The organism is Shewanella sp. SM71, from assembly GCF_025653905.1.
GTDB classification, from domain to species: Bacteria; Pseudomonadota; Gammaproteobacteria; order Enterobacterales; family Shewanellaceae; genus Shewanella; species Shewanella oncorhynchi.
The window spans coordinates 34119-54606 of the sequence record NZ_JAKKRW010000020.1; the positions used below are offsets into that span (position 1 = coordinate 34119).

General features: G+C 45.7%; 16 protein-coding genes. 11 read left to right on the forward strand and 5 right to left on the reverse strand.

The genetic code is table 11. The features are described from left to right. Positions 1–3: 3 nt before the first annotated feature. From gspE to gspC, 3 genes are read right to left on the reverse strand one after another with little or no spacing between them, the layout of a single operon-like run. Positions 4–1569 carry a type II secretion system ATPase GspE gene (gene gspE / locus L5L97_RS17850; protein WP_105250994.1) on the reverse strand — a complete coding sequence of 522 codons (1566 nt, stop codon included), beginning with the start codon at positions 1567–1569 and terminating at the stop codon, positions 4–6. Beyond that, positions 1562–3685: a type II secretion system secretin GspD gene (gene gspD, locus L5L97_RS17855; protein WP_131525236.1), complete on the reverse strand. Its 2124-nt coding sequence runs from the start codon at positions 3683–3685 to the stop codon at positions 1562–1564. The genes gspE and gspD overlap by 8 nt, the downstream gene beginning before the upstream one ends. A 24-nt stretch (positions 3686–3709) precedes the next feature. After that, complete coding sequence (gspC, locus tag L5L97_RS17860) at positions 3710–4639, reverse strand: type II secretion system protein GspC (protein WP_263183180.1); 930 nt, start codon at positions 4637–4639, stop codon at positions 3710–3712. 253 nt (positions 4640–4892) lie between these two features. On the opposite strand from gspC, the gene hslR reads away from it, so the two are divergent. The 4 genes from hslR to L5L97_RS17880 all read left to right on the forward strand — a co-directional run bounded on the left by hslR (position 4893) and on the right by L5L97_RS17880 (position 9720). Beyond that, the gene (gene hslR, locus L5L97_RS17865; RefSeq protein WP_011848177.1) at positions 4893–5291 is read left to right on the forward strand and encodes a ribosome-associated heat shock protein Hsp15; all 399 of its coding nucleotides are present in this window, start codon (positions 4893–4895) and stop codon (positions 5289–5291) included. Positions 5292–5305: 14 nt separating this feature from the next. Continuing rightward, the gene (gene hslO, locus L5L97_RS17870) at positions 5306–6166 is read left to right on the forward strand and encodes an Hsp33 family molecular chaperone HslO (protein WP_263164041.1); all 861 of its coding nucleotides are present in this window, start codon (positions 5306–5308) and stop codon (positions 6164–6166) included. Positions 6167–6364: 198 nt separating this feature from the next. Continuing rightward, complete coding sequence (locus tag L5L97_RS17875; RefSeq protein ID WP_263183182.1) at positions 6365–7906, forward strand: phosphoenolpyruvate carboxykinase; 1542 nt, start codon at positions 6365–6367, stop codon at positions 7904–7906. Between the two features lie 254 nt (positions 7907–8160). Further along, positions 8161–9720 (forward strand): AbgT family transporter, encoded by a 1560-nt coding sequence (locus tag L5L97_RS17880; RefSeq protein WP_263183184.1) that lies wholly within the window; start codon positions 8161–8163, stop codon positions 9718–9720. Positions 9721–9835: 115 nt separating this feature from the next. Here the strand turns inward: L5L97_RS17880 and L5L97_RS17885 are convergent, their stop codons facing one another. After that, a complete protein-coding gene (locus L5L97_RS17885) occupies positions 9836–11305 on the reverse strand; it encodes an OmpA family protein (protein WP_263183186.1) in 1470 nt (489 codons plus the stop codon). A gap of 280 nt (positions 11306–11585) precedes the next feature. Between L5L97_RS17885 and L5L97_RS17890 the strand changes: the two genes are divergently transcribed. The 5 genes from L5L97_RS17890 (at position 11586) to L5L97_RS17910 (ending at position 16723) form a co-directional block, all read left to right on the forward strand. Beyond that, a complete protein-coding gene (locus tag L5L97_RS17890; RefSeq protein ID WP_263183189.1) occupies positions 11586–11954 on the forward strand; it encodes a hypothetical protein in 369 nt (122 codons plus the stop codon). A gap of 39 nt (positions 11955–11993) precedes the next feature. Continuing rightward, entirely contained in the window at positions 11994–12782 is a 789-nt protein-coding gene (locus L5L97_RS17895) for a hypothetical protein (protein WP_263183191.1), read from the forward strand. Positions 12783–12784: 2 nt separating this feature from the next. Beyond that, positions 12785–13246: a hypothetical protein gene (locus L5L97_RS17900; RefSeq protein WP_263147081.1), complete on the forward strand. Its 462-nt coding sequence runs from the start codon at positions 12785–12787 to the stop codon at positions 13244–13246. Positions 13247–13310: 64 nt separating this feature from the next. Next, complete coding sequence (locus L5L97_RS17905; protein ID WP_263183193.1) at positions 13311–14615, forward strand: hypothetical protein; 1305 nt, start codon at positions 13311–13313, stop codon at positions 14613–14615. A 374-nt stretch (positions 14616–14989) separates the two neighbouring features. After that, the gene (locus tag L5L97_RS17910; RefSeq protein WP_263147086.1) at positions 14990–16723 is read left to right on the forward strand and encodes a hypothetical protein; all 1734 of its coding nucleotides are present in this window, start codon (positions 14990–14992) and stop codon (positions 16721–16723) included. A 130-nt stretch (positions 16724–16853) separates the two neighbouring features. Here the strand turns inward: L5L97_RS17910 and L5L97_RS17915 are convergent, their stop codons facing one another. After that, a complete protein-coding gene (locus L5L97_RS17915) occupies positions 16854–17210 on the reverse strand; it encodes a hypothetical protein (protein WP_263147090.1) in 357 nt (118 codons plus the stop codon). Between the two features lie 548 nt (positions 17211–17758). On the opposite strand from L5L97_RS17915, the gene L5L97_RS17920 reads away from it, so the two are divergent. Next, complete coding sequence (locus L5L97_RS17920) at positions 17759–19009, forward strand: dicarboxylate/amino acid:cation symporter (RefSeq protein ID WP_131525701.1); 1251 nt, start codon at positions 17759–17761, stop codon at positions 19007–19009. A gap of 274 nt (positions 19010–19283) precedes the next feature. Further along, positions 19284–20420, forward strand: a complete 1137-nt coding sequence (locus L5L97_RS17925) for an FUSC family protein (RefSeq protein WP_263183195.1) — start codon at positions 19284–19286, stop codon at positions 20418–20420. The last annotated feature ends 68 nt before the right edge of the window (positions 20421–20488 follow it).

Genomic DNA, 20488 nt, shown 5'->3' on the forward strand with positions numbered 1-20488 from the left:
AAATTACTCCTCGCGAGTCACACGTAGCACTTCTTCGAGAGTGGTGATGCCCGCGAGCACTTTGCTCATGCCATCGTGACGAATGCTCGGTACAAACTGACGAATATACTTTTCGATGGCTAACTCTCCGCGGCCGCCATGGATCAATTCACGCACATTATCGTCAACCAGTAATAGCTCATGAATACCGGTTCGACCACGGTAGCCATTGTTACCACAGGATTTACAACCATTGGCACGGAAAATACGCCTGTCATCATCAGCGGCTATGCCCAGCAACTCACGCTCACGCGCATCGGGCACATGCTCGATTTTACATTTAGGACAAAGGGTTCGGATCAAACGTTGAGCCAACACGCCGAGTAAACTTGAAGACACGAGGAAAGGCTCTACGCCCATGTCTTGCAAACGTGTAATCGCGCCAGACGCTGTGTTGGTATGCAGGGTTGAAATCACCATGTGGCCAGTGAGTGACGCTTGTACCGCAATTTGCGCGGTTTCGAGGTCGCGGATCTCGCCTATCATCACGACATCGGGGTCTTGACGCAAAATAGCGCGCAGACCACGGGCGAAGGTCATGTCGGCCTTAGTGTTAACTTGGGTCTGACCGATACCGTCTAACTCGTATTCGATAGGGTCTTCTACTGTGAGTATGTTGGTGTCTTTGGAGTTGATCTCCGTCAAACCCGCATACAAAGTGGTACTTTTACCCGAGCCCGTTGGGCCAGTCACCAAAATGATCCCGTGAGGGCGACGAATAAGATCTTCAAACTTAACCCGAATACTGTCGGTCATCCCCAATTGCTCTAAATCGAGGTTGCCAGTATTTTTATCCAGCAGACGCAGTACAACACGTTCACCGTGGCTCGATGGCATAGTCGATACCCGCACATCCACCGCACGACCTGCGATACGCAGCGAAATACGGCCATCCTGTGGCACACGTTTTTCGGCGATATCGAGGCGAGCCATAACCTTAATCCGCGAGACTAACAGCGACGACAGTTTACGGTTTGGCTTAAGGACCTCTTTGAGCACACCATCGATACGGAACCGCACTACAAGCTGTTTCTCGTAGGTTTCGATATGGATATCCGACGCTTCTTCTTTAATCGCTTCAGATAACAAGGCATTAATCAATTTGATGATAGGCGCATCATCATCACCTTCAAGTAAGTCTTCGGTCTGCGGCAGCTCTTCGGCAAGGGTGAATAAATCCATCTCGTTGCCTATGTCTTCCATCAACTGCTGCGCTTCAGACGAGTTCGCCTGATATGCTTGAGTGAGTTTGGCCTCAAACTTTGCGACTTCGAGCTTAACCAAAGGCAAATCAACACCCGAATAACGCCGCGCTTCGAGCATAGCCGTTAAGGGTGTTTTACTCGTATAGAACAAGCTTAACTCGCCCGTTTCGCCCAGCGCGAGCACCACATCGTGGCGGTGTGCAAAGGCAAAAGGTAAACGCTCTTTACTGCTCGAACGAAATACCTCATCACCTTCAGCTTCAAGGCCTAGCTCATTAGAGACTTGACTGAGGTCATCGACTTGGGATAGTTGAATTTCACTCATTGGTTTTATCTTTGTTTTTGTTTTCATCGAGCGTTTTGAGCGTTGGATCCGTTTTACGCATCTGGGTCTCTAAACCTTTACCTTCTTTATAACGCTCTAAAATCTCGTTAACTTCAGGTGGTAAATACTCAGACTGATTCCATTCATCTAGTACAGGCACTTTAGTATCAGGCATTAAGTTAACGCCACGCTCTTGCTGTTCAAGCTGTAATGCTCTGAAATAATTATATTTACGTCCAGCAATCCCTTCCATCGTGATGCCATCACGTATAATCGTTGGCTTGATGAAGATCATGAGGTTTTTCTTCGTTTTTTTGCTCGAAGAAGATTTAAACAAATGTCCTAGAATAGGGATATCCCCCAAGAACGGTACTTTTTGTATACTTTCTTGTACTTCTTCGTTGATCAAACCACCGAGTACCACAATTTGACCAGAATCCGCCATAACGGTAGTGGTTAAGCGACGAGTCGCGAAGGAAATATCCACGCCTGTATTACCGTTAACCCCAGAAACTTCTTGTTCAATCGTCAGCTTAACTGAGCTGCCTTCGTTGATCTGTGGCACCACTTTCAGTTTAACCCCAACCTCTTTACGCTCAACGGTTTGGAATGGGTTGCTGTTGCTCGAGCTGGCGGTAGAACCTGTCAGAATAGGCACTTCGTCACCCACAATAAATGAGGCTTCTTGGTTATCTAAGGTCGTAATAGAAGGCGTTGCCAGTACGTTTGAGTTAGTGTCACTCGACACTGCTTGAATTAAGGCGCCAAAGTCGCCCATGGCCACGCCCCAAGCCATACCGTTAACTTTGCCTAAGGCTTGGGCAAGTAAGGTAACATCACCACGCTTGTCTGGGTTGGTGGTCACTACGGGCTTTCCTTCAGGGTCAAGCGTTGTGATTGATGAGCCTTTTTCCCCCTGTGCCTGCCATACACCAGCGCCAATCTCACCTATGGTTGGGCCTAAGTTATTAAACTGAGTGCCGCCGCCCGCTTTAGCCGCCCATTGCACACCGAAGCCAACGTTATCGCCCTCAGCCACTTCCACGATAATCGCTTCAACTAACACTTGAGCACGGCGGATGTCGAGTTGATTAATCACGCTCTCGATAGTACGCATCTGATCAGGTTCAGCACTGATCACTAAGGCGTTGGTTTCAGTATGCGCCATGATATTAATTTCATTACGGCGTTTACCACCACCCGCAGCCTGAGCGCTCGGATCTTTCTCGCCTTCCAACTTTTGGGCAAAACCGGTCAGCACTTCAACTAAATCTTCGGCTTTGGCATAACGTAGATAACGGACTTTTGTGTTACCTGTGCTGGCTTGTTCGGCATCGAGACGATGGATAAGCTCGACCACACGTTGGCGGCTCTTCTCATCACCGCTCACGACCACGGCATTGATACGTTCGTCAGCAACCACTTTTGGCGCTTGGCCTGGCAATTGAGATTGGTTAGCGGTAGCACGATAAAGGGTATCGATAATTCGTACCATTTCACCCGCAGAAGCAAATTCTAACGGCACCACTTGCACCGAGGTATCGCCTTGCTTATCCACTCGGCGGATAATTTCGACTAACTTGTTCACTACAGCAGCACGGCCAGACAACATCAAGACATTGGAAGGGTCGTAGTTCACTACGTTGCCGCCACCCGCATTATCATTAAGTTGGCGCAATAACGGCGCTAATTGCTTGGCCTCAGTGTTATACAAGGCCACGATACGCGTCACCATTTCATCACCAAGGCCGGGGTCGTTATCGTTAGCGACTCGAATTGCTGCGGTTTTGGCATCTTTGTCTTTAATGACTTTAATAACGTTATTTTCCATCTCAACAATGGCATAACCGTAAACTTGTAAGACGTTGAGGAAAAACTGGTAATACTGTTCATCGTTCAACAGATCATAACTGCGAACGTTGATTTTGCCGCGAATTGTCGGGTCAACTATGATGGTCTTATTCAGGTTTTTACCAACGATATTGATAAATTCTTGAATATCCGTGCCTTTAAAGTTGGCCGCATACTGTTCAGACCAAGCGAATTGGGAGGAGAACATGGCTGCACCCGCAACAACCCCAGCAATCAGCTTGCGTCGAATCCTTTTGTTATTCATTCTTTTTCTTTCCTCTAACGCGTGTTATTGCGGCAAACTAAACATGATTTCAACCAATTGTCCTTCCCGCTCAACCATAATAGAAACTTCAGTTAACTCAGGTAATTGGCTCATCATTTCTAACGCTTGACTCATTACGGTCAAGTCGTATCCATTAATCGATTTGGCTAAATCGTTAGCTTTAAAACCCGCCTGCTTAAACAAATTGGCGTCTTTCCCTGGATTCAAGCGATATCCCGCCACAGCGTCACCCTGTCTGACAGGCGAAATGGCAATATAATCGGTGATCTTACTAGGGTCGGCTAACAATTCGGTGCGGGATTCGGCGAGTTCTTGGGAGATTTCGGCATTTTTACGTTGATCAACACGGCTCACTGCCGAGCCAGTCTTATTAGTCTTAGCTTGTTGTAACTGTTGATTGGCTGGGCTTTGGCTAGTGTAAACTAAGCCATCGAGCATTAATGTCTCGTAACGGCCAGCGTTAGTGATGATAATACGGTCGGCATAGACTTCTTTCAGTGATGCCGAAGTGCCCTTAATTTTATCGCCTAAGCTGTAGGTCTCTTGGCTGCCGTTTGACTCAATGATCGCTAAGCCTTTCTGATCTGCTGTCGATGCAACAACGCCAGTGAGCTGAATAGAGAGTGTGGTCTTAGGCGCGTCGGTCACAGTCTCAACGACTTCGACTTTAGGTTTATCAGATGTCGCATCCGCCTTACCAAAGAGTCCAAGCTGCTGCAGACCCGCAAGATCAACCTGACCGGCACCTTTGCCATTCACGCTTACGGGCGTTGGCGACCAAGCACTGGCAGATGAGTGAGTAGGCACTAATTTCCATGTAATTTGCGCGGCTAACAACATGATCACAATAAAACCCAACCAGAAGACTATCCGGCTTAAGGGCTTATGGGGCATGCCAATGGCTTTTGCGATAACTTTATCTAATAAATCCATATTTTATGTGGACCCTCGATACAGGTCTCTGTTCTGATTATAATAATTAGGCGATTACCGTCTCATGCTAACCTAGGCAGCATTTGGCAACAAGCCCATAACAGCATTCAAATTGGCGAAAATAGGCCAATTATGCTAACTTTGCCCGCCATAAAAGGGTGTGAAGCACGCCACCCTTTAACATAATAGAAATGCTCTTCACGCATTTTCTTGCTCGGCATGTGAACTCATCGATCTTTTAGCTGGAGACACTATGACTCAAGGTCAAAGCGATAAAACAGACATTCGACTCGATAAGTGGCTTTGGGCTGCACGTTTCTATAAAACCCGTGCCATCGCCAAAGAAATGATTAACGGCGGCAAAGTACATTACAACGGCCAGCGTGCCAAATCTAGTAGGAATGCCGAGATAGGCGCCGTCCTTAAGATACGCCAAGGATATGACGATAAAGAGATCGTCATAAAAAAATTATCGCAATTACGCCAAAGTGGTGCGATTGCACAAGAATTGTACGAAGAAACCGCGACAAGTCTGGCTAAACGGGCCATTAATGCTGAGCAACGACGCCTCCACATGCTCAATAACCCGATACCCGATCAGAAACCAGATAAAAAGCAACGACGCCAGCTCATGCGCTTTAAAGACCTTTAACAGTGAGATACACGATGAACCAAGATACTTTACACCGCTACTTGTTCGATAATGCCGATGTGCGCGGTGAACTGGTGCAGTTACAAGACAGCTATCAACAAGTGATCAGCGCCCAAGAATACCCAGCCGTACTGCAAGTGCTACTGGGTGAATTAATGGCAGCCACCTCACTATTAACCGCTACATTGAAATTTAGCGGTGATATCAGCGTACAGTTACAAGGCAACGGCCCTGTTTCTTTAGCGGTGATCAACGGTAACAATTTACAAGAGTTACGCGGTGTGGCTCGCTGGAATGCTGAACTCGCCGATGATGCTAGCCTCACAGAACTCTTCGGCCAAGGCTATATGGTCATCACCTTAACACCCGACGAAGGTGAACGCTACCAAGGTGTCGTTGCACTAGACAAGCCAACGCTTGCTGCCTGTGTTGAAGAATACTTCAATCAATCTGAGCAGTTACCTACTGGAATTTGGTTATTTGCCGACGGCAAACAAGCGGCGGGCATGTTCCTACAAATTCTGCCAAGCCAGCAAGATCACAACGCCGACTTCGAACACTTGAGCCAACTGACGTCGACCATCAAGGCCGAAGAGCTATTTACTCTTGATGCAGAAAGCGTGTTACATCGCCTCTATCATCAGGAAGAAGTACGCTTATTTGATCCTATCGATGTGAGCTTTAAATGCACTTGTTCCTATGAACGCAGTGCCGGCGCGATCAAAACCTTAGATCAAGCAGAAATCGAAGCCATACTGGCCGAAGATGGCAAGATAGAAATGGGTTGCGAATATTGCCACGCTAAATACACCTTTGATGCCATAGACGTAGCAACCTTATTTGCTAACGGTCAGACATCAACAACCCAGCAGTAAAACTACTACAGCTAAAAAATGGGCGCCCTATTTGGCGCCCATTTTTTATTCATACCTATAATCCCCTCACACATTGCACTCGGCTTAGGCTACAATCGCCCTCACTTTGTCACCTAGCACGACTCAGGCGATAAATAAAATTAAATCGGCAGACGATCGATATTAAAATAACCTTACAAATCAAATGGAGACCTCACTATGGCGGATGGATTAAACCGCGTTCACTTTAACCCCTCAACAGCACAACTTGTCGAATTTGCCCTGCTACGCGGCGAGGGGGAATTGACAGCCAATGGCGCATTAGTTGCTAAAACAGGCGCTCGCAGCGGTCGCTCACCTGGCGATCGTTTCATTGTAAGAGAACCCAGTTCAGAAGCTGATATCGAATGGGGCCCAGTCAATCAGGCTTTCGATCCAGGTGCTTTTGAAGGTTTATGGGCACGGGTTGAAGCTTACCTAGCCGATAAAGAACTGTTTGTATCTGATCTCGAAGTCGGTGCCGACACTGAACATTACCAACCAGTACGAGTCACCACGCAATACGCTTGGCACCAACTGTTCGCCCGCAATCTATTTATCATTCCTGAAGAATTTAATCGTAAAGACAAACCAGTGTGGCAGATCATCAATGCCCCTGACTTTATTTGCGTACCAGAACGTGATGGCACTAACTCAGATGCAACCGTGATTTTAAACTTCGCCGAACGTAAAGTGCTGCTTGCTGGCCTGAAATACGCTGGCGAAATGAAAAAGTCTATGTTCTCAGTGCAGAACTTCCTACTGCCAGCCCAAGGCGTGCTACCTATGCACTGTTCGGCTAACGTAGGTAAAAATGGCGACACTACGCTATTTTTCGGTTTATCTGGCACAGGTAAAACCACACTCTCTGCCGATCCAAAACGCTTCCTGATTGGTGACGATGAACACGGCTGGGCACCCGGCGGCGTATTCAACATCGAAGGCGGTTGCTACGCCAAATGTATCGATTTAAGCCAGAAGAATGAGCCCGTGATTTGGGATGCGATTCGTTTCGGCACTGTGCTTGAAAACGTCGTGATGGACGAACACCGCGTACCTAACTACAAAGACAGTAGCCTAACGGAAAATACCCGCGCAGCCTATCCGCTGGAGCACATCGCCCAACGTAAAGAAGACAACTGCGGCGCTGAGCCACATGCGGTTGTATTCTTAACCTGCGACGTATCTGGCGTATTACCACCGGTTTCTATCCTGACCAAAGAACAAGCGGCATACCACTTCTTATCTGGCTATACCGCCAAAGTGGGTTCGACTGAAATCGGCTCAACCTCAGCGATTCAATCCACCTTCTCAACGTGCTTCGGCGCACCTTTCTTCCCACGCCCTGCTGGCGTGTACGCAGAACTGTTGATGAAGCGCATTGAGTCCTTCGGCAGCCAAGTGTACTTAGTCAACACTGGTTGGACTGGTGGCCCACACGGTGTAGGTAAACGTTTTGACATCCCAACCACCCGTGCCATCGTCGATGCGATTGTCAGCGGTGAATTGAAAGATGTTGAAACCGTCCACTTAGACACCTTGAACCTCGCCGTTCCTGTGGCAGTAAGTGGTGTAGACAGCAATTTACTCAATCCAATCAACACTTGGGGCGATAAAGCGCTATATGCCGAATACGCCCAGAAGTTGGCCGAAGCTTTCACTAAAAACTTCGCTAAGTATCAAGTGTCAGACGCTATCCGCAATGCAGGCCCAAAAGCATAAGCGCGTAGTGGATCCATTCGGATAATGTAATCAAACACATTGTTGAGTAAAAAAGCGCGGGTTCTGTCATGAACCCGCGCTTTTTATTTGCGGCTAAATTGATTTAGTGATGATTAAATCCACCCACACTAAAGCCACTACGATAGATTTTTATGTGTTTTATTTCTTATCGATTAGTTAAACCAAGCTTAAATTAATGCTGCGTTTTTATAATCACCGATAACAATCATCATTTTTTAGGAAGCGGCACCCAAATGGAAAATCATAAACCTGTCACTGGATTCCAGCGATTTCTCAATGGCGTCGAAGTCGTCGGCAATAAACTGCCTGATCCGGCGGTATTATTTGCGATGTTTCTGGGCTTAGTCTGGTTGATCTCTTGGGGATTATCGGGTGTCAGTTTTGATGAAATCGACCCTCGTACTGGTAACCCGATTCAAGTCGTCAATATGCTTGATGGTGGTGCGTTAACCGCTTTTACCTCGGCGATAGTCACGACCTTTGTCACTTTCCCGCCGCTAGGTGTGGTGCTTGTGGCCATGCTGGGCCTAGGCGTTGCTGAACATACTGGCTTTATTAATGCAGGGCTGCGCTCCATTTTATCTATTACCCCCAAGATGTTACTCACTCCGGTATTGATAGCCGTGGGTATTCTAAGCCATGTCGCGGTTGATGCGGGTTATGTACTCGTTATCCCACTCGGCGCGGTGATCTTCTATGCCGCGGGTCGTCATCCCTTAGCCGGTATTGCCGCCGCTTTCGCTGGCGTATCCGGCGGTTTTTCTGCAACCGTTGGCGTGCCATCCAGCCTTGATCCTATGTTAGCGGGCTTAACTCAGGCAGCGGCAAGATTATCGGCCGATCCCGCGGCCGCCACATTAACGATTAACCCACTGAATAACATCTTTTTTACTTCGGCTTCTGCCATTTTAATTATCTTAGTTGGCTGGTTCTTAACGGATAAAGTTATCGAGCCGCGCCTAAAAAACACTGCGGTGAATGGCGATCCCAGCACGCTCCCAACCCTAGATGAACTGCAACCCCATGAGCGCCGCGGACTCAAATTCGCCATGGCCGCCATGTTGTTGTGTGCATTAGGATTAGTATTAACCGCCTATGGTGAACATTCTGCTTGGCGTGCTACTGACGGCGCCTTAACCAGTGCTTCAGCCCCCTTAATGCGCTCCATTGTGGCGATTATTTTTGTGTTCTTCCTCGTGCCCGGCATAGTGTATGGCTATGCCGCTGGCACGGCAAACAACCACAGAGCCATTATTCAAGGCATGAGCAAATCCATGAGCGGCATGGGTTATTACATCGTGATGGCCTTCTTCTGCGCCCAGTTTATTTATGCTTTTGGTCAATCTAATTTAGGCGCGTTAATGGCCATTAAAGGCGCGTTGGCGTTAAAGGAATTAGCCCTTCCTATGGGTGTGACTTTGGTGGGAATTGTGTTTCTCACGGCGTTCGTCAATCTATTAGTGGGTTCCGCTTCAGCCAAATGGGCATTGATTGGTGCCATTATGGTGCCCATGTTAATGGAGCTGGGTGTATCACCGGATTTGACTCAAGCCGCTTACCGAGTGGGCGACTCATCCACTAATATCATCACCCCACTGATGCCTTACTTTCCGTTAATTGTGGTGTTTTGCCAAAAATACGTTAAGGAATCAGGCATCGGCACCTTAGTGGCACTGATGTTACCGTTTTCAATCAGTTTTCTTTTACTTTGGAGCGGTTTCTTACTGGCATATTGGGCCTTAGGCTTGCCTCTAGGGATTGGCAGCTCGCTCTCCTTCCCGGCACTATCTTAGTGTGAATATCGCTTGGCTGAGATTTTCGGCTGAGCGATCACAGATAAACAAAAATGGCGCCCACTTAGTTAACTGTGAGCGCCATTTTTATATCTATTGAATCAAGCTATTGTGTTTACTTAGTATCCGATCTCAGCACTAACTCTACTCGACGATTCTGTTGTTGCCCCGCCTCATCATTATTGCTGGCAATGGGCGCATGCTCGCCAATACCCACAGCTTCAAGCTGTTGAGTTTTAATACCATGACTTGCGGTAAGCAACTTGACGACTGCAACAGCACGACGTTGTGACAAACCTTGGTTATAAGCTTGGTTGCCTTTGTCATCAGTGTGGCCAACCACATAAAATGCGCGGCTTGGGTTAGCGCTTAAATAACTCGCCAGCACTTCCACAACGGGCAGAGCTTCTGGTAATAACTTGTCGCTATCGTACTCAAATAACAGCCCTTCTAGGGTGACATGTCCTTTAGCTTCAATTTGATCAGTCAAAGCCGCAAGGTTGATACCGACACGGTCATCCTTAAGTTGAGTTTCTTCCAATACCCGTAACTCTGTCCATAAGCCGCCAATAAAGCCAATGGTATAAGTACTTACATGCACATTGCCCTCGGGGCGAGTTAAGGTATACCAGCCATAAAACTGGCTCTCTTCATTACCAATATTGACTAAAGAATCAATTGCCTCGACAAATTTTCTTTCAGGGCCACAGGCCTCTCCCTTACACTCAAATTGCGCCTCGAAGCCGAGTTTAGTCAGCGCTGCTTTATAGTTGCTAAACACCTCATAACTTGAGTATTCCTTTGGCAACTGATAACCATTCTGAGTCAGCTTACCTGCACGCTCCACCACCACAGGTTTGTTGGCAGCATCCATAGCAGATACGAAAGCTGTGCTAGCAAAACCCTGACGTTTAAATTCATGAATCACAGCGCCCTTTAAGCGACTTAGCAACGGATGATCTTCAGCACCTTCAGTGTCCTTTTGTACATTGTCATTAAACTCAATCTGCTTAGGTGCTTGTTGTAAAAATGCCGCATTAGCAGTGACTAAACCTAAAGGTTCAGGCACAACTTCTAAGGTCGTGATATGGATAGTTGCATAAGAATTAGTCGTGCTTGCAGTTTGTACCGCAGTATAAAACTCTTTCTGCTCATGCTTAACTCGAGCGAATAAATAACCATTATCGACACCAATCACGCCATCCAACAAGGCAATATTCTCTCGCAATATCCGAGTATTACCGCACGTTTCAAGACGACACTCGAATAATACTTCACCGCCAAGCTTTTTCAATTGAGCCCGATAATTATCGAGTATATGGTTAGGACTATATTCAGGTGCTAATTCGTATGTTTGCTGCTGTAACTGGCCAAATATCGGCTTAAAGCTAAAGTCCGCTCTACTCTCGCCAACGCTGATAATAAAAGGATACTCAACATAGTGGCGAGTCAGCTCTTCTTTTAACTTTGCCGTAGGAAACAGTGTAAATAATTCCTCATCGGCCGCCTGTAACGGCAACGACGTAAAAGTACCCATTGATAACGCCAATAAACCCACTAAGCAACCTGAACTGAAAACACGCATTAATATTTACCCTCCATAGAAATACTGGTGAGCAAGTTAACACTAAATGCAGTATCAAATAACAAATCAGAAACAAGTTAATACTTTAGCGTGATTGTGATGATGAACTCTACACGCAAAAATAACTGACGAAAAAAACAGGCTAACAACATATTAGATGTCAATCGCTTAGCCTGTCTGTTAGCCGAGATTCACTTTCATCACCAGGACGTTTATTTTGCGACTAACCCACTCCGCCCGAACTCTATCCATAATCGTCCTTTTATTTATGCCGCTATGTGTGCAAGCAGTAAATCAAAAATTAGACGATGAATTAACCCAACGCTGCTTAGGTACTTTCGATTTTATTAAGACCCAAGACCTAGCGGCTTTTATCGCTCTTATGCCATACGCACCAACTCAAAAAGAACAGGAATATGCTGGCGAGATTTTGCAACGCTCCCACAAGCGCTGGTATGTTGACCGAACCATGGATGAAATTACTCCCAAAGGAGTGAGCTATAGCACAGCAGACGAATTTAAACGGCAAAAAGGCGCTATCCAAGAAGCAAGAGTTAAACTGCTGATCACCAGCCCCAATAATCAAGCCTCGGTCAGTTGCAAATTTGTCGAAGCACCAAAAGGTTGGTTCCTCTCCAAATTGCCGTAAGTGACCTAAAACAGACAACGACATAAAGGCAAGGTAGTGATGCAGTATTCGCAATTATCTAAAAAAGCTCAAAGATTTATCAATCCTGATGGATTACCTGAACAGCTTCGCCTTGCAACTAAGAGCCATTATGTTCGTCGAGGGTTAGCATTATTGGGACTATTGCCACTTTCGGCATCTCTTATCATGACGATCACCCTCGACGGCGGTGAGCAGACTTTTTACCAGTTTATGGTGGCATTGTTGCTACCTGTAGTGCTCATTCTCTGGGCGCTCAAGCAGCATTTAGTGCTCGATAATCCAAGTCAGCAACGCTTTGTACAATCACAATTTTTGGGGTATCACTTCGAAAAAGCCTACCTAGCACCACTGAAATCTACTGAGTTACTATTGCGCCACGATAGTTACAACAGAAACCAATATGAGCTTAAGTTGCATAATCTTGTGTACTCCATCGGCAGTTTAACCGATACCACTCAAGCTATGATGTTCTTTGTACAGACATTTAATCTTCCTGCCAAAGAGCAAATCACCCAATTTCCCAATATCCGTGAGCTAGACATACTCTCATCGAATGAACCACTTATCGCGTCACTCTCGCTAAATGATCAGAATAAACCGCTAGTGCAAGAGGTCGACACCATCAACACGGTCGATGGATATAGCGCACAAGCGATTGACGCTAAAGAGAATGACAATCCTACTCATCGTCCGCCTTCGGCAGATATCGAACCACTTTGGCACCCCAAATTAATACTTAAACTGTTTTATCCGCTGCCATTTATTATGGTGTTTGGCTTTGCGATGAAGTTTATTGGAAGCCTATAGCGATGCACTTTAAACAACTCTCACCGACCATAGCAATCATGGCTAAAACTCGAGCACAAAGCATTGGGCGCTGGATTTTTGCAAGCCTAGTCGCTTCAATCACCTTATTTAACGCACTAGGTTTTGAACATTGGTCCTATGGCGAAGTGATTATCTGGTCATTCATTGCACTTCTTAGTTGGCATCTGCTATTTGCTCGAAGGCGTATTCAGATTGATCTCGAACGACAACTGATCACCACTAAAGTCAGTTCGCTCTATCTGCTAACTCAACAAGTCATCCCCATCAACCACATCGCAGCATTTCAAATACGGCAACGTCTCGGCCAGCCCCATGGGTATGATTTGTTGATAGTGATGGATACTCAAATTGAACCATTGAAATTTCAATATGGTGACTTGCACCAAATACAGGCGATAGGTAAGCAATTATCAACATTTTGCAATGTTCCCCTGCTTAGCTAACTGGAACCTACTATGTATGTTTTAAAATAATCTGAAAATTGAAGCTAAACGGATATTGATACTTATGGAAAAGATAAGAATTATTGCACTGTGTAGTTTACTTGCCTGCAGTATTTTTCCTGCTAGCGCCGCACAGGATAGAGATCAGGCTTTGGCGACTTTTGACAGCCAAACAGTACCACTCATAGAGCAAGCCATTGCATTAGGGGAAACAGCGCCTGAGGACAAAATTGACGATGCGTTAGATCGTCATCAAGGCGATGCACTTGCCGTTATAAGGGAAGGCATTCCTCAACGTCTGGCGATTAAGGCAAAGCAACAGCTTACGTTAGCGAATGAGTACCTTAGGTATTTTAAAGAATTACAGCAGCAAGTTCCGCATGCGAGTCAATGCCATCAACCAGAACTTGTGGCAGATTTCAGAACACAAATCAAAGAGCTCAACGCCTATGTGGATAGGCTCAACACTTACCCTAAACTCCAAAACCTAGGCGACGCTTTTCCAACCTTAATGGACATGAATATTAATCAGGCACGGGTAAACACCTTAACGAGTCTGTTTCATCGATTTCGGCTCTGTGTTTTAGGCGATGATACACCAGCTATTGTCGATGGACTCACAGGCGAGAAAGGGGATGCAATAGCCAACGCCTTGATCAATGCATTTGCTGCTAAACAGGGCTTGCCCCACCCAACTGCATCACAAAATATGGCAGATGAAATGGCTAAAGATGATGCGCCAATACTCGATGATATGGGAGATGAACAAGCCCTCGAAGAGGATATTGGGCCAGACAATAGCGAGTCTGATGAGCCTGAAACGGAGCTCGCTACTGAAATTTCACAACCGATATCCGCCGTTAAATTCAGTAATATGCCACTTAATGACTGCATCCAAAAACAAACTAAACTCTTCACTATTCAGCAGAGCCAAGAACTCAGTCTGCTTAACTGCCAATTTAACCCCACAGACATAGTGACGTTGCAAGATCTCAGCGCCTTTAACAATCTCGACACCCTAAGCTTAAAAGGTGGCACGCTCAGCACACTCGGTAATCTGAACAGTAATAATCTTAAAACCTTAATGCTGACCGATATGAAGGTCACTGACTTTTCGGGTAAAAACATAAAACTCGATAGCCTGTTCCTCAGCCGCATTAGCTCAAATAATTGGCCAAGCTTAATCGAACTTAACGTCCAGACCATCAGCATTGACAAAACAGTGAATTGCGCTGAACTCAAAACATTATTGGCATCAAAAAAGCTTATTCCTATCCATCCTGGACTGAGTCCAACAGAAATGGCAGAACGTATGCAACAAGCAGAAACCAATGGCATACCGCTGTTAATGCTGGAATGTGCGATCTAACCAGCTCAAGTCTCTCATTAAAATCTTCAAGCTAAGTATGCACCTTTCATACTTTTGCATACTTGTTTGATTTTTAAACAGAAAGGAAAATACACAAGCAATTAACACTAGCACAACAGTCGCCTGAGTTAATTACAGGATTGGATGTTAAGTCGTAGCGAAAGGGATTTCTCTAAAAAATGGTAAACGTCTCATCAAAAGCGTTCTCAATTACTATCCGCTATTGCCTACCCCGTCATCGTACCCAATGTAAAGCTAATCACATTTGAACAATAGAAAAACGCTCCAAGATATTGATTCATATTAAAATAAAATAGACACAGCTTAAATAATGGCGATGGAAGTTGCCGAGTATATTCACGTAAGGATACAAGATGTTTAAACCTAAACTGCTCTCTTTGCTTATCGCCACCAGTTTGCTGACGGCATGTTCTGGCTCGGACGATAAAGATGATACAACACCGATCCCAGAGCCGACGCCACCCACAGAATACGCACATAAAGTCACAGGTCAGGTCACTTATATCGGCGCTATCGCGGGGGCCAACGTGTGCGTCGATCTTAACCAGGATTTAAGCTGCTCTGAGGGCGAACCTAGCACAACGACGGATACCGATGGTAAATATCAAATAGATTGGAAAAGCGAGACCGAAAAACCTAACTATTACCTGTTGGCCAATTGGATTGATAACGCGGCGTCATCTGCACGCTCAGCATTGGCGATGAGCTCCGCCGCAGCTAACACCAACGCCACCACTGGCGGCATGAATATCGTTGCCCTGCCCGATCATGCGGGTCATATCAATGCGCTGACTAATATTGAATTTTCACGCTATCGCAAGATGATTGAGGCCGACTTAACGCCACAGCAAGTGATTGAGTTCCGAGCAAAACTAAAAACCTTATACGCCAGTGGATTTAAACAAGTTGAAGCCGATTTATTTAGTCTTTCGCCCGAAATCACCCTGCAACCGACATTTATCGACACGCTGCTGTTACACGATTATCTGCTAAATCTCACCAATGAGCGCACAGTGGAAATTTTGGCAGCCATCGAAGTGTTAATCGCCGCATTTGAAGCCTTCGAGAATTTAATCCTAGGGTATGGATTTGGCACTGATGCTTATCTGCAAACCAATCCTGTTGCCGTCACTAATAAGGTGGAAAGCACCTTAGTGTCCTTCGGTTATATGGAAGCGCCGGTTGATGACAAAGCCATGAACAGTGTTGACTGGGATAATGTGTATAGCAGTATGCACAATCAAGCAGGCGAATTACACGTACTCAGTATACAAACCGTACGCAACAGTCATTTTATCACCTTGGATTATGGTGTTGATAAGCAAAGCCTTACTGGCGTAATCTCAGGTAAAGTCGCTATGCTCATCGAAAAAACATCTCAAGAGGATACTGAAACCGAATGTTGGAATGAGCCGATGCAAAAATGGATTAATTCCACACGTAACGATCAAGGTTATGCCAGTAAAGAGCCGATCATCGAGGGCAACCTATTAAAAACCGTCTACGCTGGCACTGATGTCGAAATCCAAATGAATTTTCAGAAGTACCAAAACAGTGCCGCTGACTGGCAAGATTTGCTAGTGAACCTCCCTGCGGATCTTAAACTGGCGCCACTCGCTTGGCCTGCACAGATATATCGTATGGATCTTAAGCAAGTTGCCGATGTGATTTGCCGCAATGAAGCTCCCATCAAACATGAAACTGATGTTGCAACAGCAAGTCAGATGTACTCTAAGCTGCTAGTGCAACTCTTCTGGTCGTACGCTTACCCTGACGGGTATATTCAAGATACGCCCAATAAGTTCACTCTTCTCGATAGTTTCGGCCAACCCGAAGCGCAATATGAATGGGGCATTAGTACCAGTCCAAGTAATGAGCAGCTGTTGACCATAACTCAAATAGTTGAAGACCCTATTGAGCGCGAAATGGTTAGTGCACACTACTACCTAGTCAGCCCTTACTTGCTGACCGAAGTTGAGCTAAACAAGGCTTTTGATACATCAGTAAATAAACAGTTTTATCGCTTCACCTACGACAGCAGTTTCAGCAATACGCTGTACAACCACTTTAAGTCCTTAGCAAAGTAAACCTTAATCCATCCGCGCCCCTGAAGTGACATTTCGGGGCGTTTATCTGGGCTCATCTTAAGTGGCTAAGCGCCAAGGTAACGTAGGGGCGACTCGTCACCCATAGCGCCATCAAGCAAATTAGCACCGATTAAAGGCTTATAAACGCATCTCGCTCATAGTAAAAGATAATAGCTTCAAGTAGTTCCTGTTCACTGGGCTGAGCTTTTTGCTGCTTAATATTATCGATTACATCCTCGATTTGATCCATATTGAGCAGATAGCAATAACCATTGTTTATCAGACTATCTTCAAACTCATCGATTTCTTCATTAGACCAATCCCTCATATCATCGACAATTGGCAGTAGCCGCGTGGTCAGTTGGAGAATTTCATTTTCCGCAGTATCTTGATAAACGAGCCAATATTGTAAGCCTCGCTGAGTAATACACTTATTAATCCAGTTTTTTAACGGCTCTGATTCGCCAAGGAATGATCCTATATCCACCAATGTCTCCTTCATATTAACGTCAGAGTGACATGTTAACTTGCTTAAAAAATATAAGTCTATGGCTTTGAGTTAATCTGCTTCTTCCAATCACTTGCAGTCAGTTCATCCATAAATAATGGAAAAAACGGGTTGTATACCACAGAAAAAACTACGCAAAGGTTAAAATTGATACTTTCAACAGTCGTTATATCTACCCAACGCGACTCTGCAACCTAACGCAAAATCACAATTCATCAATCCAGAAGTTAAAAACCCACAATAAAATAAGCTTTATTCATTTTTAAGTGCATAAATTTAAGCATTCCTCATTTAACGTTAACGTGATTTAGACTTTGGTTATTTTGAAACCAAGGTTAGTGATGTTTCACAATCCCCTGCTATGCAATTGTGGTACTTTACTCGGTCAAAAATGTCGGGCATTTGCCTTTAACATAGAGTGAACCTTTAGCCTAGATTAAGCCTTAATCACTAAGCCTTGAGTCGTCTAGGTTCAAATCGTCTGTGCATGACACAAAATGCTGCGGCAACTGGGGAGTTTCGCAAGAATGAAGAGCAAGAGTTTATTAGGTAACATTGGTGTGCAAGTGGTTATTGCCATGATTATCGGTGCACTGGTGGGTTTTATGATGGGCGAGAGTGCAAGTGTGTTTGCACCACTCGGAACCATTTTCATCCATTTAATCAAAATGCTAGTGATACCACTGGTATTGGTTTCTATCATCAGCGGAGCAGCGAGCTTAGGCGATAGCCCATCGGCGGGTAAGATTGGCATTGGCACTTTCGGCTTTTTTATTGTCACGTCGGGCTTTGCCGTTGTGCTTGCACTCTTGATGGGTAATCTGTTCCAACCGGGTGCAGGCGTTGATTTTACCGCCCACAGCAGCACAGACTTGATGGAAGTAACCAAGGAACATGGCGCATTACCAGGGGTAATGGATACCTTTATCGGCATGATCCCAACCAATGTGTTCGAGTCGCTGAACGGCGGTAACATATTACAAATCTTAGTCTTTAGTATCTTCTTCGGCATCGCACTGACTAAAGTTAAAGGCGATGGTGCTAAACCTATTTTGGCCGCACTCAACACAGTCGTTGATGCCTTTGTGTGGATGATCAACTGCGTGATGATCATTGCCCCTATCGGTGTATTTGGTTTGATGGCCGATTCTGTCGGCACCTTCGGTTTTGATGCACTAGAAGTCGTGTTTAAGTTATTCGCCGTGTTTGTTGCCGCGATTCTGATCTACGGCTTTATCTTCTTCCCATTAGTGGTACAACTCTTCTCAAGAGTGTCTGCGCGCCAATTTATTTCGGCAATGAAGAAGCCGCAGGTGATGGCATTATCGACCGCCTCTTCAATGGCGACTCTGCCAGTGAATATGGAAACCTGCGAGGAAGATCTTAAAGTCTCTAAGGCAACCACGGCTTTTGTACTGCCGTTAGGCGCCACCATTAATATGAGCGGCAACGCGATTTATTATGGTTTAGTGGCCATGTTCTTCGCCCAAATGTATAACGTTGATCTATCGATGACAGCCTATGCGGCCATCATTTTCACCTCAACCTTAGGCGCAATTGGTCAAGCAGGTGTGCCAGGTCCATCCTTCTTAGTAGTGGCAGTGCTGTTAGCTGCGGGAATTCCTATCGATGGTTTACCTTTGCTGTTTGCGTTAGACAGGGTTTTTGACATGATCCGTACCGCACTCAATATCACTGGCGATGCGGCTTGTGCCTTGATTATGGATAAATACACAGAAGTTGACGTTAAAGCGGATAGTGAGCGCAGCTTAAGCTAACTCAAACACTTTGAATATCGGCTTGAATAGGCAACGCTTATTCAAGCCTTTTTTATATCTGCAGCACGGTATAATGGCCTGCCTCTACACGCATCAGTTAAGTCTATTTAATCTGAGTGTTAATGTGATCTCTCCCGCGCCATCCACTAAGCTCAATTTGCTAGATTTCGCAATTTACATTTCTTTATGGCGCTATGGCCGCAAGTGACACGGTTTTTCTGCGATACTGCCACCAGATTAACATCGCTAAGTTAGCTCAAAGGAATTTTGCCCTATGTCTGTATTTGCCCCAGCCACACACTTTGCCGACTTTATCTATCGCCATTTCCGCTCAATCCACGCCCTAAAGCTCGGGCTAGCCTTACTCGTTGCTGTCACTATTAATGCCATTTGGGCGCCACCGCATTTTATTTGGAGCATGGTCACGATAGTGATCATTATGATGAGCTTACCTCAAGTAGGCGGCGCGATTGAAAAGTCGCTACAAAGGGCGATAGGCACTTGTTTAGGCTCAGCTTATGGGGTGATGTTAGTTGCCACTGTGGACAGTTATTGGCTAATCATGAGCCTGCTGATCTTAGCCGTTAGCTTGATTTGTTTTATCTCGGCCGGACGTTACAGCTATGCCTATTTAGTGGCTGGATTTACCATCATAATCGTGGTCGGCGACGCCAACCATGACACCTCTGAGGCACTATGGCGCACGGCCAACATCCTCTCCGGCTGCGTGATTGCTATTTTGGTCTCACTGTTCATTTTCCCGATTAAAGCTAAACAAGATTGGCGCTCCCAACTCACCCATGCCATCGACAATATGGCCGAAGTATTAGCCGAGCATCTTAAGGCGCCCGCCAATCATGAGCTCGATTTTCGCGCTAGACTAGAGGCTGCGATGAAGGCCGTACTCACTCAAAAGAAACTGTTTTTCTCCTTGGAATGGGAAAGTCAAACCCTCAAAAAACACAAAGTGCTACTGTCGCAGTTAGCCAATAAACAAGTGCGCTTAATCACCTTACTCGAACTCTTACCCTTAACCCGCTGGCAGGAAGAAGACAAAGACGCCTATCTGCAGATTAATGCGGTTGCCTCTGAGCTTGCCTTCTATTTGCAACAACTTGCAGAATTTGTAGCGGGTAAAGCTCAACAATTACCGACACTACCAGAATGCTTAGATCAAGAATTACAACACAGACTCCAGCTTGCCCTAGTCGCAGCCACTCAAGCATCAACCGCTGATCCAGTGACAGCCGTAAACGACCAAGTGCCGCAGGGATTTGCACTCACAGGTTATAGCTGGCTGATTTATCAGCTCGCGATTGCCGTCGAAGCACTTTATAAAGACATTGCCATTATCGACATTGCCTATCACAAGCGGCCAGCTTCTCAGATAACGCCCAACAAAACGGCTTAGTCGATTTTCCCATTCCGCTTAGTGCTTAAATCCATGTCAGAAATGCCGGATAACCCTTAGCCGCCCTT

Excerpts from the sequence above, each read along its gene's own strand:
- hslO (WP_263164041.1), top strand. The coding sequence starts at position 5,306 with ATGAACCAAGATACTTTACACCGCTACTTGTTCGATAATGCCGATGTG.
- L5L97_RS17880 (WP_263183184.1), top strand. The coding sequence starts at position 8,161 with ATGGAAAATCATAAACCTGTCACTGGATTCCAGCGATTTCTCAATGGC.
- L5L97_RS17905 (WP_263183193.1), top strand. The coding sequence starts at position 13,311 with ATGGAAAAGATAAGAATTATTGCACTGTGTAGTTTACTTGCCTGCAGT.
- L5L97_RS17925 (WP_263183195.1), top strand. The coding sequence starts at position 19,284 with ATGTCTGTATTTGCCCCAGCCACACACTTTGCCGACTTTATCTATCGC.
- L5L97_RS17910 (WP_263147086.1), top strand. The coding sequence starts at position 14,990 with ATGTTTAAACCTAAACTGCTCTCTTTGCTTATCGCCACCAGTTTGCTG.
- hslR (WP_011848177.1), top strand. The coding sequence starts at position 4,893 with ATGACTCAAGGTCAAAGCGATAAAACAGACATTCGACTCGATAAGTGG.
- L5L97_RS17900 (WP_263147081.1), top strand. The coding sequence starts at position 12,785 with ATGCACTTTAAACAACTCTCACCGACCATAGCAATCATGGCTAAAACT.
- L5L97_RS17875 (WP_263183182.1), top strand. The coding sequence starts at position 6,365 with ATGGCGGATGGATTAAACCGCGTTCACTTTAACCCCTCAACAGCACAA.
- L5L97_RS17920 (WP_131525701.1), top strand. The coding sequence starts at position 17,759 with ATGAAGAGCAAGAGTTTATTAGGTAACATTGGTGTGCAAGTGGTTATT.
- gspC (WP_263183180.1), bottom strand. The coding sequence starts at position 4,639 with ATGGATTTATTAGATAAAGTTATCGCAAAAGCCATTGGCATGCCCCAT.
- L5L97_RS17885 (WP_263183186.1), bottom strand. The coding sequence starts at position 11,305 with ATGCGTGTTTTCAGTTCAGGTTGCTTAGTGGGTTTATTGGCGTTATCA.
- L5L97_RS17895 (WP_263183191.1), top strand. The coding sequence starts at position 11,994 with ATGCAGTATTCGCAATTATCTAAAAAAGCTCAAAGATTTATCAATCCT.
- gspD (WP_131525236.1), bottom strand. The coding sequence starts at position 3,685 with ATGAATAACAAAAGGATTCGACGCAAGCTGATTGCTGGGGTTGTTGCG.
- gspE (WP_105250994.1), bottom strand. The coding sequence starts at position 1,569 with ATGAGTGAAATTCAACTATCCCAAGTCGATGACCTCAGTCAAGTCTCT.